Below are 13134 nucleotides of genomic sequence, written 5' to 3'. Positions count from 1 at the left end.
GCTCCTAGCATGAGTGTTTTGCGGGCGAAAGAGGCCGCAGCCGCGCCTTGTCTGTCACGCGTGCATCCGCTAGACCGCGCGCGACAGATCACGCCAGAGGGACAACCATGGCCAAGCCCAAGAAAACCCCCCGCCCCAAGGCCCAGACGCCCAAGGGGTTCCGCGACTATTTCGGTGCCGAGGTGACGCAGCGCGCCGAGATGCTGCAGGCGATTGCCGGGGTCTATCATCGCTACGGGTTTGATGCGCTCGAAAGCTCGGGGGTGGAAACCGTCGAGGCGCTGGGAAAGTTCCTGCCCGATGTGGACCGTCCGAACGAGGGCGTGTTCGCCTGGCAGGAGGATGCCGAGGGCGACAAGCCGGGCGACTGGCTGGCCCTGCGCTACGACCTGACAGCGCCGCTGGCGCGGGTTTACGCGCAGCATCAGAACGACCTGCCCAAACCCTACCGCCGCTACGCGATGGGTCCGGTCTGGCGCAACGAAAAACCGGGGCCAGGACGGTTCCGCCAGTTCTATCAATGCGACGCGGATACCGTCGGCGCGCCCTCGGTTGCAGCGGATGCTGAAATCTGCGCCATGCTCGCCGATTGCCTCGAAGAGGTCGGCATCCCGCGCGGCGACTACGTGATCCGCGTGAACAACCGCAAAGTGCTGAACGGCGTGCTCGAAGTCGCGGGCCTCGCGGGCGACGACAAGGAACGTGAGCGTGGCATTGTGCTGCGCGCCATCGACAAGCTGGATCGCTTGGGTCCAGAAGGTGTGCGCGCCCTGCTCGGTGAGGGCCGCAAAGACGAGAGCGGAGATTTTGCCGAAGGTGCAGGGTTGGATGAGGCTGCAAGTGCCGCAATCATGCGCTTTGTTTTGGCTAACGATATCATCAAACAGAAGCTACAGGACGGGCCTGCGGAATACAGTCAGACTGTGCCCGGCGGTATTGGGTTCTTGATCAAGGATCCTCAAAGTCGAGACGCCAACATCGCGAAAATCTGGAACGAAGAGATCCTTGCCCAGCTTCTCAGCATCGTCCAACCATCGAAGATTGGTGTAGAGGGTCTGCAAGAGCTGTCCACAGTTTCGAAGCTCCTTGCCGCCCAAGGCTACGGCCCCGACCGCATTGTCATCGATCCCTCCGTCGTCCGCGGTCTCGGCTACTACACCGGCCCGGTCTATGAAGCCGAACTGACCTTCGACATTCAGGACGAGAAAGGCCGCACGCGCAACTTTGGCTCGGTCGCGGGCGGCGGGCGCTATGACGATCTCGTCAAGCGCTTCACCGGGCAGGAAGTGCCTGCCACAGGCGTCTCCATCGGGGTCGACCGGCTGTTGGCGGCGCTGCATGCCAAGGGTCGGATGCAGATCATGGAACAGGGTCCTGTCGTTGTCACCGTGATGGATCGCGACCGCATGGCCGATTATCAGACCATGGTTGCGGAGCTGCGTCAGGCGGGCATCCGGGCGGAGGTCTATCTGGGCAACCCCAAGAACTTCGGCAACCAGCTCAAATACGCCGACAAGCGCGGCAGTCCCGTCGCCGTGATCGAAGGCGGCGATGAAAAGGCCAAGGGCGTTGTGCAGGTCAAGGATCTGATCCTCGGGGCTCAGATTGCCGAAAGCGCGACGCTGGAGGAATGGAAAGACCGCCCCAGCCAGTTTGAGGTGCCGCGCAGCGATCTGGTGGCCAAGGTGCGCGAGATCCTTGCCCAGCACGGGATCGGCAAATGACACTGCGGGCCAAGGCGCTGGCGCGTGCGGCAGAGCTGCGCGCGGGCTTCGAGGCAGCGGGCGCGCTGCCTGTTGAGACGCCGATTTTGCAGCCTGCCGACATCCTGCTGGACCTTTATGGCGAAGACATCCGCGCGCGCGCCTATGTGACTTCCGACGCGCTGCGGGGCGAGCAGATGCTGCGCCCGGATTTCACCGTGCCGGTGGTGCAGATGCATATGGCGCACGGGGCGGAACCGGCGCGCTATACCTATGCTGGCGAGGTTTTCAGGCGGCAGGAGCATGACCCCAGCCGGGCAAACGAATACATTCAGGTCGGATACGAGGTCTTTGACCGCGCGGCCCCGGCGGCGGCAGATGCTGAGGTCTTTTCGCGGCTTACGGCGGCTGTTGCCCCGTTGAACCTCAGAGCGGCAACCGGAGACATCGGTGTTCTGATGGCGGCCGTGCGGGGGCTCAAAACCTCCCAGGCGCGCAAAACCGCACTCTTGCGGCATATCTGGCGCCCGCGCCGCTTCAAGGGCCTTTTGGAACGCTATGCGGGTCGCGTCCCGCCTTCGAAAGAGCGGGAGGCTCTGATCGCGGGCGAGACACCGCAGACGGATGCCCCGTTGACCGGCAAACGCCGTCAGGCCGAGATTGACGCCCGCATTGCGCGCCTGCGGGAGGATGCGCAAACAGACCCCCTGAGCGGGACCGAAGTGGCGTTGCTGGAGGCCTTGTTGAGCGTGCGGGAAACCATGCCCTACGCCCTGGCGCAGCTGCGTGATCTGGCGGTTGATCTGCCCAGTATCGCCGCCGCCGTCGAAGGGATCAGCAAGCGCGCGGAGGCCCTGGCCGCCCGCGGCGTGGATGTGGATCACCTGCCGTTCGAGACAAGCTACGGCCGCACCTCGATGGAATACTACGATGGTTTCGTCTTTGGTCTTTACAGCCCGGACCGGCCAGATCTGCCACCGATCGCCACGGGCGGTCGCTACGACGCGCTGACCCGGCGTTTGGGGCAGGGGGCAGAGATCCCCGCAGTAGGGGGGGTTCTGCGTCCGGACCTGATCTTGCAGCTGGAGGGTGCGGCATGACGCTGAAGCTTGGTGTGCCCTCCAAGGGTCGGCTGATGGAAAAGACCTTTGACTGGTTTGCCCAGCACGGCATCCGCTTGTCGCGCAGCGCGTCGGATCGTGAATACGCGGGTGTGGTCGATGGCATCGAGGGGGTGGCGTTGGTGCTGCTCTCTGCCGGCGAGATGCCCCGCGAACTGGCACAGGGGCGTATCCACTTTGGGGTGACGGGAACGGATCTCATCGAGGAGAAACTGCCGCTCTGGGAGCAGCAGGTTGAACCGGTCCGGACGCTCGGGTTTGGCTTTGCCGATCTCGTTCTGGCGGTCCCGAAAGCCTGGGTGGATGTGGACACGCTGGAAGATCTTGACGCGGTGGCCGCGAGCTTCCGGCAGACCCACGACATGCGTTTGCGGATCGCCACGAAGTATCACCGTCTGGTGCGCGAATACCTGCGTCATGGGGGCGTGGCGGATTACGCGCTGGTGGACAGCCAAGGGGCGACGGAGGGCACGGTCGCCAATGAAACGGCGGAGGCGATTGCGGATATCAGCTCCAGCGGCGAGACATTGCGCGCCAATCACCTCAAGGTGCTCAGCGACGGGCCTATTCTACGCTCGCAGGCAACGCTGTGGCGCAGCCGTGTGGCGGAGACCGATGATGCAGAGCGCGCGACCGCGTCGAAACTGCTGAATGCCCTGGCCGCCGATTGACCGCTCAGCGCACGCCGATCTCTGCCAGCGCGCGGTTCAACTCGACCGGTAGCGGGTCTTCGGACGCGCGGCCTTTCGGCAGATCAGGCGGCGCGTCAGACACAGGCAGATAACGCCACCCTTGGAACGGGCGTTTCAGGCTGGATTGCGTGCGGATGATCTGCGGGTCGAGCACAATGGCACAGCGTCGGATGCCGTCCTGCCCGATGTATTCGTCGAGGCGTTCGATTCTTTGGCGGCACTGGATGACGCCCTTGATGACCCAATAGATCGAGCCGCCCTTCAGTATTTCAGCCTCGCGCCGGGGCCACATGCGGGTCACGTGCCGGGGCAGACCCTCTGGCGTCTGGGCACGTTTGGTGGCCTGCCAGGCGGCAAGATCGTCGACAGTCTCTGTTCCGACAGACAGCTTTATCAGATTGACCAACTTATCCACAGACTTCCCCACGGAGATAACCCCAGAATCCATTGCATAGCACATATCGTAGTTTAATTGCCGAAAGCTTCAATAGGTGGTAGTCTGGCGATCTCCTGATCGTCAAATGAGAATCATGTTATGACCCGCTTTGCTGCCCCCATTGCCGAACAGATCTGGGATATGAAATACCGGTTTAAAGAGGCAGACGGCAAACCAAAAGACGTGACCGTCGAGGACACATGGCGGCGGATCGCACGGGATCTGGCTCAGGTGGAAGAAGAACCGGATCTTTGGGAAGACAGGTTTTACGCAGCCCTGGAGGATTTCAAGTACCTGCCAGCGGGCCGGATCACGGCCGGGGCAGGGACAGCGCGTGCGGTGACGCTCTTTAACTGCTTTGTCATGGGCACAGTGCCTGACAGCATGGGCGGTATTTTCGACATGCTGAAAGAAGCCGCACTGACCATGCAGCAGGGGGGCGGTATCGGGTACGACTTCTCCACCATCCGGCCCAAGGGCGCTGATGTCAAAGGGGTGGCGGCGGATGCCTCCGGGCCGCTGTCGTTCATGGACGTCTGGGACGCGATGTGCCGTACGATCATGTCCGCAGGCTCAAGGCGCGGGGCGATGATGGCGACGATGCGCTGCGATCACCCGGATATCGAGGACTTTATCTCGGCCAAGTCCGACGCGGCGCGGCTGCGCATGTTCAATATGTCCGTGCTTGTCACCGACCCCTTCATGGAGGCCGTCAAAGCGGATGGGTCCTGGGATCTGGTGTTTGATGGTCAGGTCTACCGCACGGTCGAGGCGCGCGATCTGTGGAATAGGATCATGCAGGCCACCTATGACTACGCCGAGCCCGGCGTGATCTTTATCGACCGGATCAATGCGGCCAATAACCTGCGCTATTGCGAAACCATTGCCGCGACCAACCCTTGTGGGGAGCAGCCCCTGCCCCCTTACGGGGCCTGCCTTCTGGGGTCGATCAACCTGGCGCGGCTGGTTTCAGACCCTTTTGAGGAAGCCGCAGCCCTGGACGAGGCCGCCTTGGACGCATTGGTGGCGACGGCGGTGCGCATGATGGACAATGTGGTCGACGCGTCCAGGTTCCCGCTCGAGGCGCAGGCGCGCGAGGCAAAGGCCAAACGCCGGATCGGGCTTGGGGTCACCGGACTGGCCGACGCGCTGCTGATGGTGGGCCTGCGCTATGGTTCAGACGAGGCGGCGCGTCAGACGGAGCGCTGGCTGCGCGCAATCGCCCGCGCCGCATATCTGGCGTCGGTGCAGTTGGCGAAGGAGAAAGGGCCGTTTCCTCTCTTTGATGCGGAGGCGTATCTGGCGTCCGGCACGATGCAGGCCATGGATGAGGATGTGCGCGAGGCCGTCAGGACGCATGGTATCCGCAATGCGCTGCTGACCTCCATCGCGCCGACCGGTACGATCAGCCTTTATGCCGGTAATGTGTCTTCCGGGATTGAACCGGTCTTTGCCTATGCCTACACGCGCAAGGTCTTGCAGAAGGATGGCAGCCGCACCGAAGAAGAAGTTGTCGACTATGCCGTCCGGCTTTGGCGCGAGAAATTTGGCGATGCCGCACTGCCCGCGTATTTCGTGAACGCCCAGACTTTGGCCCCGCTTGAGCATGTGAAGATGCAGGCCGCGGCACAGAAATGGGTGGATTCGAGTATCTCCAAGACGATCAACTGCCCCGAAGACATCAGCTTTGATGCCTTCAAGGATGTCTATATGGAGGCCTGGGATACCGGCTGCAAAGGCTGTACCACCTACCGGCCCAACGCGGTGACAGGCTCCGTGCTGAGTGTTCCAGAAGACAAGAAAGACGCCCCGGAAGTCATAACGTCGGAGGAGACTGAACCCCAGCAACCCCATGGCGACGTCATCTATATGTCAGAGCCACTGGACCGGCCTAACGAGTTGGAGGGAAATACTTACAAGGTGAAGTGGCCCGACAGCGAACATGCGCTCTACATCACGATCAACGATATTGTTCTGAATGGGCACCGGCGCCCGTTTGAGGTCTTCATCAATTCCAAGAATATGGAGCATTTTGCCTGGACCGTTGCGTTGACCCGGATGATATCGGCCGTGTTCCGCCGCGGCGGGGATGTGTCCTTCGTGGTGGAGGAGTTGAAGGCGGTTTTCGATCCGCGGGGCGGTGCCTGGATGCAAGGCAAGTACATACCGTCCATTCTTGCCGCGATTGGCGGCGTGATCGAGCAGCATATGATCGCGACCGGCTTTATCGCAGGTGAGGGCATGGGGTTGAAATCAGACCCGCAGGCGCAGGTGGTCGGTCTCGAAAACCAACGTGGTCAAGCCTGTAGCAGCTGTGGTCAGTTTGATCTGCGCATGATCGAAGGCTGTATGACCTGTGGCTCTTGTGGGTATTCTAAATGTAGTTGACTTAAAGGAAATGTAATGTGGATGCACCCATAGTCTTGCCATTTTGACCCCAAAAATTGCCATTTAGGACCCAAAGAATTGCCATTGGCGGATCTGGGGTTCCTTTTGTTGGTCTCCTTCAGTTTCTTGCAGAATCGGGAAGCGGTCATTCGCTGCGGGTGCAAGAGGATACTACCCGCTGCAGCAAACCCGACATTCGAAATCAATGAGAGGGTGCGGTTCCGGAGATCAAATATGTTGAGCTTTTAGCAACGCGCTTGCTTTTCCGAGCCTTGGCCAGAGTTCGGGTCGAAGATCCAGAAACTCTTCTAGACATGCTCCTAGATGGGAACTCTGTTCATTTGTAAGGCGACAAAGAGAAAGAAAATCAATCATCTCGATAAGCTTGTTGTCACGCCTGTCGCCCTCATAGACCGTAGACAATGTTGTCGGGAGTGAGAAAAGAGTCTCGCACTCCAATGCCTCAGGCTTTCGTCGCATTACTCGCCCAATCAAATGCCAGATCTCCTCTGCAAGCTGCTCATTTCTGTAGACGGCTGCGACTCGCCCCAGACCGCCTACGAAGGCACCAACTGAAAAGTTTTCGTCATTGTCGGTGGCGAGATCGATACGTCTGAGTGCAGCCACTGATAGTGAGACTATTTCTGCAGGAAGTTTGAACACGGCGCCACCATTCACGAGGCCGTTGAAACCTCCGACACCAGGAGGGTCTTTCTTCAGCTCTGCCTCAATAAGGTTTTTCCAATCTTCGGGTAAGCTAGCAGGTTGCTCCGCTCCACCTTCAAGCGGACCTGGGAGGAATGAGAAGGGAAACTTCAACTTATCCGAGAGCCGTGTATCGGACCCATCCTCAACGAATTTCTCCAGAGGAGTGCCCTTAAGCGAAGTCTTTTTGGTTGTGATTGCGTTGCTCAGCCGAGAGATAAACTCTGCCTTGAGTTGGTGTGGAGTAGCAAACTCTGGCATCCATCTGGCTTCCGAATGAGCATCGAGATGCCCTACCACAAATGCGCGGCGCGCAACCCGTTGCGCCAGATCGAAAGCAGCGGTGGTAGGATCGACCCTTTCAGAAATGAGGATTTCTTCCAGAAACGAGGCGTGTGAGAATTCGACTAGGCGCCTAGCAAAGACGGGTGATCCGTTGAAGCATGATGACAGGCTTAACCGTCCGCTTACAAAGAAAAACAGATTGCTCAGCAATCCAAAACGACCGTCTTCCGGTTCATTCAGAAAGAAGTCGATGATGCCAGCGATCCGTTCTTGCATTGAAATGCTCACATCATCTCGGGCTAGCAGTGCCTCGACGAACCCCAGCTTCGAAAACATAGAACCTGATTGTTCCACATGGTCAGCCAGTTTCGTGAAATCATCACCCGACAAGCTCTCGTTTCCAATCACCGTGGCAACAGAGCTATGAATGCAGAGCCTCAAGGCTTCTGGATAAAACTTCACTCCATAAGCCTTTGTGCCAGCGACAATGCGAGGCTTTACCTCTTGTTCTATGAACTCAACGAGCGCAAGAGCGTCAGTTGTAGTTGGATATGCTAATCGCCAAAACAATGGATCGCTTGGTACCAGCGTTTGCAACTTACTGCTTCCAGTCTCGATCTCTCGGCGGATCCGCGCGGTAGCGGCTACAAACGATCTTTCAACATCCTGTTCTAGCAAAACAAGCTCTGGGCAGCTCAACTTGCTTGCTTTGACTCTTGCGGACCAGTGCTCGACAAGATTGCGCGGAAGTCGAAACTTGGAGGCGAGGTTTTCGAAACTTCTTAAGCGCTTATCTGGATCGACTTGTAGTGGCCAGTACCCGTCAATAGAGATTTCGGACTTTCCATTTGTTAGAAGGAAAGTTGCTTGCTCCGGGTCATATCTGTCCACAACCCAAACAGCATCAGTGTCGGCTTCCTTAAGCTCGACGCGTTTTGCGCCGTCGAACACAGACCGGGCACAATCATACAGGTCTTCGACCACGAATTTGTTGCCGTCTGGAAGAAATGTCACCGTTGTTGAGACCGGCAGCCCAAACAGGCTCATGAAACTGTGCTCAGCAATGATCGCTTGGCGGATCGACTCTGGAAATAGCTCCAAAGTCACCGCAGCTGACAAGGCGACCTTTCGATCAGTCATACGTCAGCAGCTCTCTCTTGCGCTGTAAGCATGTTCTCCATTAGCTCTTTCGAATAGCTGACCACCTTTTGGAAAACTTGTGGATGCCGGTTTTTCAAGGGCTGAACAATGTCTTCTTCTACCCAAGCGAGATAGGCTTCTCGGTCTTCTTTGGATGCACCTTCAGGCGTCGCCAATAAGCCTACTATGTTCGCAATCAAAAGACCTTCGACGCCGCTATTTTGAGCATCCGAACCGTTATCACCTGCCCAAAGCCTCAGATCGACAAGGTCGAACAGCCAGCTAGAGATTGCCCTACTGAGTTGGAGGTCCTCGGCACCTTTCCATTGTTCTCTAATGATATCGTTCACAGCCCGGTTTGACCGCAAAAGCCAGTGCATGTCGTCTGGAACAGTGAGACACTCAGAAAATCTAGAAAAGAGGTAATATGCCTGGATCTGGAGTAGGTTCCTGCCGACCCGCAACTGCCCTTCATTGACCTTCACCTCGCTGACATAAGCGCGCAATTCTTCCATCTCTAGCGGAACAAACAGGTGCCCGCGTTGCCTCAAGTCATTTAAAGCTCGAAAGTAATCGCCGTCGCTAATTCCCTTGCTTGCCTGAAGTGTTTTGAGGATGTCCAAGGTCGAGTAGACCTTGCTCCGGCCGTTGCTTCTGTCCGCCGTTGCATGCCTATTCAGGAATCTGTCGTCTACTACGATGGCATCAGGTGAAGTCAGGGAGCTAAAAACTGACATCGTAGGATGTGACCACAACCGTCTATTATCGTCGAATTCATCTTCGCCACTGTCATTCGCGAGGACAGTTGCTCGACCCGCGGAAATCTTGCGTGACAATGTCTGACGAAGTTCTACCAAAGAAGTCTCAACCTTCGACAAATGTTGCTTGTGTTTTCGTAGCGCCATTGCTTCAGATTGAATTGCCTCGTCAATTATCACGTTCACTCCACAACCACAGAAGAGATCGAGCAAATCGAGATGCTGCAAATGGGAGACGGTCAAATCGTCTAGATAGCAGTTACTACCACTATTGATGGCAATTTCCTCGGGCCAAGACGCTTCTTGTAGGGCGAGATACTCAAGAGCGGTATCGCGTGTTTTGGTTGAGATCCGACCTTCCTGGTAAAGAAATTCAACTGCAGAAGAAGTTGATACAAAGAGATGATCCCAACCTGACAAGTTGGCGGTTTCATCGCCCAAGCTGCCTACCTTTGAAATCGGGAACCCTCGAACGACGAACGCCTGACCACCTTTTGAGCGATCACTGTCAGCATTCCCCACCAAAGTTGCCAATTCGTTTCCAATCTCTTGTTCGAGTTTGGTTACGCGAAATGGGTGTGCGGAGCGAACCGTGACCTTGCCATCCAAGATAAGTTGGCACAGGGACTCGGCCCGTTCAATCCTGCTCGGTTGATGATATCTTACTTCTGAAATCTCCTCCAATAGCCAGCTCATAGTTGAATGAGGAAGTTTAACTTGTTCAAAATGCTCAAAGACCGCGTCAAGCATATGTAGGCTCTGCAGTGTCATCAGCGATGTGGCGTCAAGACCGACGTCAGTTTCGCCGACAGAGAGTGGTTGCCTCTTTCCGCTAAAGCTAGGAATAGCTATGATATTAGATCGCTTGTCCTCGCTTTGATTTGCTTCCGATCGACTGAGGGTGAAGTCGACTAGGTGCCGATTGAGCGCTTCTGCAGCCATAAAAATCGGGCATTGAGAGGCGCGAAAAGTGTCTACAGTACGAGTGGCGTGCTCATTCCAGCCCAGCTGTTTGTCTACGATTTCTCGTAAGTCAGCTCGATACATCGGACCATTGTCGTCGGACAACGAAATTGCCTTGTGCAGCCATGACGCGACTTCATCACTTTCCTCCCAACCGCCCTTGGACGCCAAAAAGTAGGCACCTGCAAACGCAAAGCCATCCGTCTCGGATTTGGCAACGGCGGCCCTTACAAGCTCCTTTTCACGACTATGTCCTGTTACTTGTGCCAGTTGAGCGGCTTGCAGAAGCTCTCGGGCAGAAAGCTGGACGCGATTGTCCCAAGTGTTTTCGATCTGTTGTGGCAGCTTTTCCCAGTCTCCCTTCGCAACATATGCATTCGTCAACATTCTAGACAGCTCAGGGTCATGCTCTTTAGAGTATGCGTCCGGTCTAGCCGCGTTGTGAACCTGTTCCTGCTGGGGACCTGATGTCACTGCATCGCGGCAAGGCTATCTAGGAAGATGCGACCAACCGTAAGCGATTTCGGTTGTGGAACAACCACGGTGGTTGTCAGTGCGTTCTTTGAACGCGACACCACCATGCTGTTCGTAGAACTTTCGGGCATGTATATTCGTGCCCAAAACCCACAGGCTCGCGGCATCTACCCCGGTTCCAACAAGGTGTTTTGCAATGCGATGGAAGATTGCTGAACCGAGGCCGCAGTTTTGAAAGGGCTTAAGGACGTACAAAGTGCTGATCTCGCCCTTGTATCCTGCGGCGACACATTCTTTAGAATGTCCTAAACCACATGACCCAAATCCCACAATCTCGCCCGCAGAGTCAGCCACGAACTGTGCATTCGATGGATAATGGCCGTTCGAGGCGATGATCTTACTCCATAGTTCGGCTCGATCATCTTGCCGCAAGCTATCCAAAAGCTCGTCGGGTAATAGCCCTCGGTAGGTCTCACGCCATGAAGTGATGTGGACTGTCGCAATAGCATCCGCGTCCTCAGCCTTGGCAGGTCTGATGTTGATGGTCATTGTTACAAAACTTCCGGGAGATTGCCGAGGTGCCTCGTTCTCTCCCACTCCCACGGCATGAGTTCATCGATACGGTTGATCTTGTGATCCGGAAGGCGTTCGAGCACCCAGGTTAGCCAAGTCTCGGGATTGACGTCGTTCATCTTGGCGGTTTCGATGAGGGTGTAGGCGATGGCAGCGGCCTTGCCGCCGCCGACGGACCCCATGAACAGGTAATTTTTGCGACCCAGGGCAATTGGGCGAATGCTGCGCTCACAGATGTTGTTGTCGAGTTCCAGCCGCCCGTCGCTGAGATAGGCGCGGGCTTTGGGCATGCGGTTCAGGGCATAGCGGATCGCCTCGGCCAGTTTGGTTTTGCCCGAGATTTTGGAGAGCTGGGCTTGTAGCCAAACCTCAAGTTCATCAAAGATCGGCTTGGCCTTCTCCTGGCGCAGGGCGACACGTTCCTCCGGTGCCTTGCCCCTAACTTCCTTCTCAACAACATAGAGTTCTGCGATCAGCTTAATGGCGTGTTTGGCGATGGCCGCGTCAGTTCGTTCTGCCTCTTCAACGAATTTGCGACGCACATGCACCATGCAGGCTTGTTCGCCTGCTTTGTCGTCACCGAAGAGGCCATTGAAGCCCGCAAAGCCGTCCGCGTGCACGGTGCCGGTATAGCCGGAAAGGTGATTGACCGGGTGTTCACCCTTGCGGTCTGTGCTGAACTGATACCACGCGCAAGGCGGGGCTGTGCCATTCCGCGGGCGTTCATCCCGCACATAGCTCCAGAGCCGTGCGGTCTGGGTCTTCTTGGGCTTCAGCTTGCTTTGTAATTTGATCGGCGTGTCATCGGCAAAAAGTGCGGGGCCTGCCCTGACCAGTTTGCCAATATGATCGGCCAGTGGTTCCAGCAAGGCCGTGCTGCGCCCCACCCAATCGGTCAAGGTCGAGCGGTGTAGATCGACCTTCTCCCGCGCAAAAATTTTGGACTGCCGATCCAGCGGCAGGTGATCACAGTATTTGCCAACCAGCACATGGGCCAAAAGCCCTGGCCTGGGGCGGCCGCGTTCAATCGGGCGGGATGGCAGTGGAGCCTGGGCAAAAGCCTCACAGCAGGTGCAGACCATCCTTGGGCGGATGATCCGATGAACAACAAAGCGACCGGGGATAAGGTCAGGAAAGAGGGTGGCGGTGGCTTATCGCCCCGAGAAACGCGCCAAGGCAGAGTACCGCAGTGAGCTACGCAAATTGGCGGAGCAAATGCCGGCGGACTATGCCGACAAGCTCATGCTTGTCACTGATCGCAGCTTCACGCGGGAACAGGCTTACAATGCCGACCTTTTTCACAAGTTTCGCCGGTTTCCGGATCCTGAGGCTGATCATGCCTTAGACGACGCGGAGGGTAGCGCCGTCGCAGTCTTAAACCATAACCGGGTGATGGCGTATCTCGTGCCAGCGGACACCTATGAGGCGATGCTGGATCGTTTGGACGACCTTGACCTTCTTGAGACCGCTCGAGCACGCGCCAATGAGCAGCCCGCAGATGTGAGCATTGATGAGCTCTGAAGCCGAGTCATGCCGTTCAGGCAGCATGAATGCTGGTGATTACAGCACTCAACTCTAGGGCGGTTAACATAACACCCGTTCAGCGACGTTCACGGTTCGTTACGACACATGGTTTCTGCCAGGGGTTGTCTGCGCGTACTCCCAATATGAAGAGTACGCACAGACGGGTTGGAACAGAATTGGCCGGGCATGTGGCCCGACGCGATGGGCCCCGGCGGGTCCGCCGCCATCCCCATCACCGCACTTGATCCGCCCCGTCTTGCGGCGTCTCCTGCGGTCCCCGCGCTTCAAGGGTCCGGGTCCCCAAATCGTCACGACCAATGAAAGGCGGTCAGGACGCGAAGGCCTCCGTTTCAGTGATCTTTTCAAATGCGG

General features: G+C 57.1%; 9 protein-coding genes and 1 pseudogene. 5 read left to right on the top strand and 5 right to left on the bottom strand.

Annotated elements, in window-relative coordinates; genetic code table 11:
• The first annotated feature begins 107 nt into the window (after window positions 1-107).
• Genes hisS through hisG form a run of 3 tightly spaced genes read left to right on the top strand, consistent with a single transcriptional unit; the run spans window position 108 to window position 3495 of the window.
• The gene (gene hisS, locus H7847_RS13820; RefSeq protein WP_227270069.1) at window positions 108-1724 is read left to right on the top strand and encodes a histidine--tRNA ligase; all 1617 of its coding nucleotides are present in this window, start codon (window positions 108-110) and stop codon (window positions 1722-1724) included.
• A complete protein-coding gene (locus H7847_RS13815) occupies window positions 1721-2803 on the top strand; it encodes an ATP phosphoribosyltransferase regulatory subunit (RefSeq protein WP_227270068.1) in 1083 nt (360 codons plus the stop codon). Before hisS ends, H7847_RS13815 begins: the two co-directional genes overlap by 4 nt.
• A complete protein-coding gene (hisG, locus tag H7847_RS13810) occupies window positions 2800-3495 on the top strand; it encodes an ATP phosphoribosyltransferase (RefSeq protein ID WP_227270067.1) in 696 nt (231 codons plus the stop codon). The genes H7847_RS13815 and hisG overlap by 4 nt, the downstream gene beginning before the upstream one ends.
• A 4-nt stretch (window positions 3496-3499) precedes the next feature.
• On the opposite strand, the gene H7847_RS13805 is transcribed toward hisG, so the two are convergent.
• Complete coding sequence (locus tag H7847_RS13805) at window positions 3500-3931, bottom strand: DUF1489 family protein (RefSeq protein WP_227270066.1); 432 nt, start codon at window positions 3929-3931, stop codon at window positions 3500-3502.
• Window positions 3932-4051: 120 nt separating this feature from the next.
• On the opposite strand from H7847_RS13805, the gene H7847_RS13800 reads away from it, so the two are divergent.
• Complete coding sequence (locus H7847_RS13800) at window positions 4052-6340, top strand: adenosylcobalamin-dependent ribonucleoside-diphosphate reductase (protein ID WP_227270065.1); 2289 nt, start codon at window positions 4052-4054, stop codon at window positions 6338-6340.
• Window positions 6341-6568: 228 nt separating this feature from the next.
• On the opposite strand, the gene H7847_RS13795 is transcribed toward H7847_RS13800, so the two are convergent.
• The 4 genes and pseudogenes from H7847_RS13795 to tnpC form a co-directional block, all read right to left on the bottom strand.
• Window positions 6569-8470, bottom strand: coding sequence for a hypothetical protein (locus tag H7847_RS13795; RefSeq protein WP_227270064.1), 1902 nt, complete (start codon window positions 8468-8470; stop codon window positions 6569-6571).
• The gene (locus H7847_RS13790; protein ID WP_227270063.1) at window positions 8467-10578 is read right to left on the bottom strand and encodes an HTH domain-containing protein; all 2112 of its coding nucleotides are present in this window, start codon (window positions 10576-10578) and stop codon (window positions 8467-8469) included. The genes H7847_RS13795 and H7847_RS13790 overlap by 4 nt, the downstream gene beginning before the upstream one ends.
• 102 nt (window positions 10579-10680) lie before the next feature.
• Window positions 10681-11214 (bottom strand): GNAT family N-acetyltransferase, encoded by a 534-nt coding sequence (locus H7847_RS13785; RefSeq protein ID WP_227270062.1) that lies wholly within the window; start codon window positions 11212-11214, stop codon window positions 10681-10683.
• Between the two features lie 2 nt (window positions 11215-11216).
• Window positions 11217-12368 (bottom strand): annotated as a pseudogene (gene tnpC / locus H7847_RS13780) (IS66 family transposase); the annotation flags it as partial.
• Between the two features lie 16 nt (window positions 12369-12384).
• Between tnpC and H7847_RS13775 the strand changes: the two are divergent.
• Window positions 12385-12759 carry a hypothetical protein gene (locus H7847_RS13775; RefSeq protein ID WP_227270061.1) on the top strand — a complete coding sequence of 125 codons (375 nt, stop codon included), beginning with the start codon at window positions 12385-12387 and terminating at the stop codon, window positions 12757-12759.
• The last annotated feature ends 375 nt before the right edge of the window (window positions 12760-13134 follow it).

The organism is Roseobacter weihaiensis, from assembly GCF_020622345.1.
Classification (GTDB): Bacteria; Pseudomonadota; Alphaproteobacteria; order Rhodobacterales; family Rhodobacteraceae; genus Roseobacter; species Roseobacter weihaiensis.
This window is presented reverse-complemented; position numbering and strand designations above follow the sequence as displayed.

Excerpts from the sequence above, each read along its gene's own strand:
- hisS (WP_227270069.1), top strand. The coding sequence starts at position 108 with ATGGCCAAGCCCAAGAAAACCCCCCGCCCCAAGGCCCAGACGCCCAAG.
- H7847_RS13815 (WP_227270068.1), top strand. The coding sequence starts at position 1,721 with ATGACACTGCGGGCCAAGGCGCTGGCGCGTGCGGCAGAGCTGCGCGCG.
- hisG (WP_227270067.1), top strand. The coding sequence starts at position 2,800 with ATGACGCTGAAGCTTGGTGTGCCCTCCAAGGGTCGGCTGATGGAAAAG.
- H7847_RS13800 (WP_227270065.1), top strand. The coding sequence starts at position 4,052 with ATGACCCGCTTTGCTGCCCCCATTGCCGAACAGATCTGGGATATGAAA.
- H7847_RS13795 (WP_227270064.1), bottom strand. The coding sequence starts at position 8,470 with ATGACTGATCGAAAGGTCGCCTTGTCAGCTGCGGTGACTTTGGAGCTA.
- H7847_RS13790 (WP_227270063.1), bottom strand. The coding sequence starts at position 10,578 with ATGTTGACGAATGCATATGTTGCGAAGGGAGACTGGGAAAAGCTGCCA.
- H7847_RS13785 (WP_227270062.1), bottom strand. The coding sequence starts at position 11,214 with ATGACCATCAACATCAGACCTGCCAAGGCTGAGGACGCGGATGCTATT.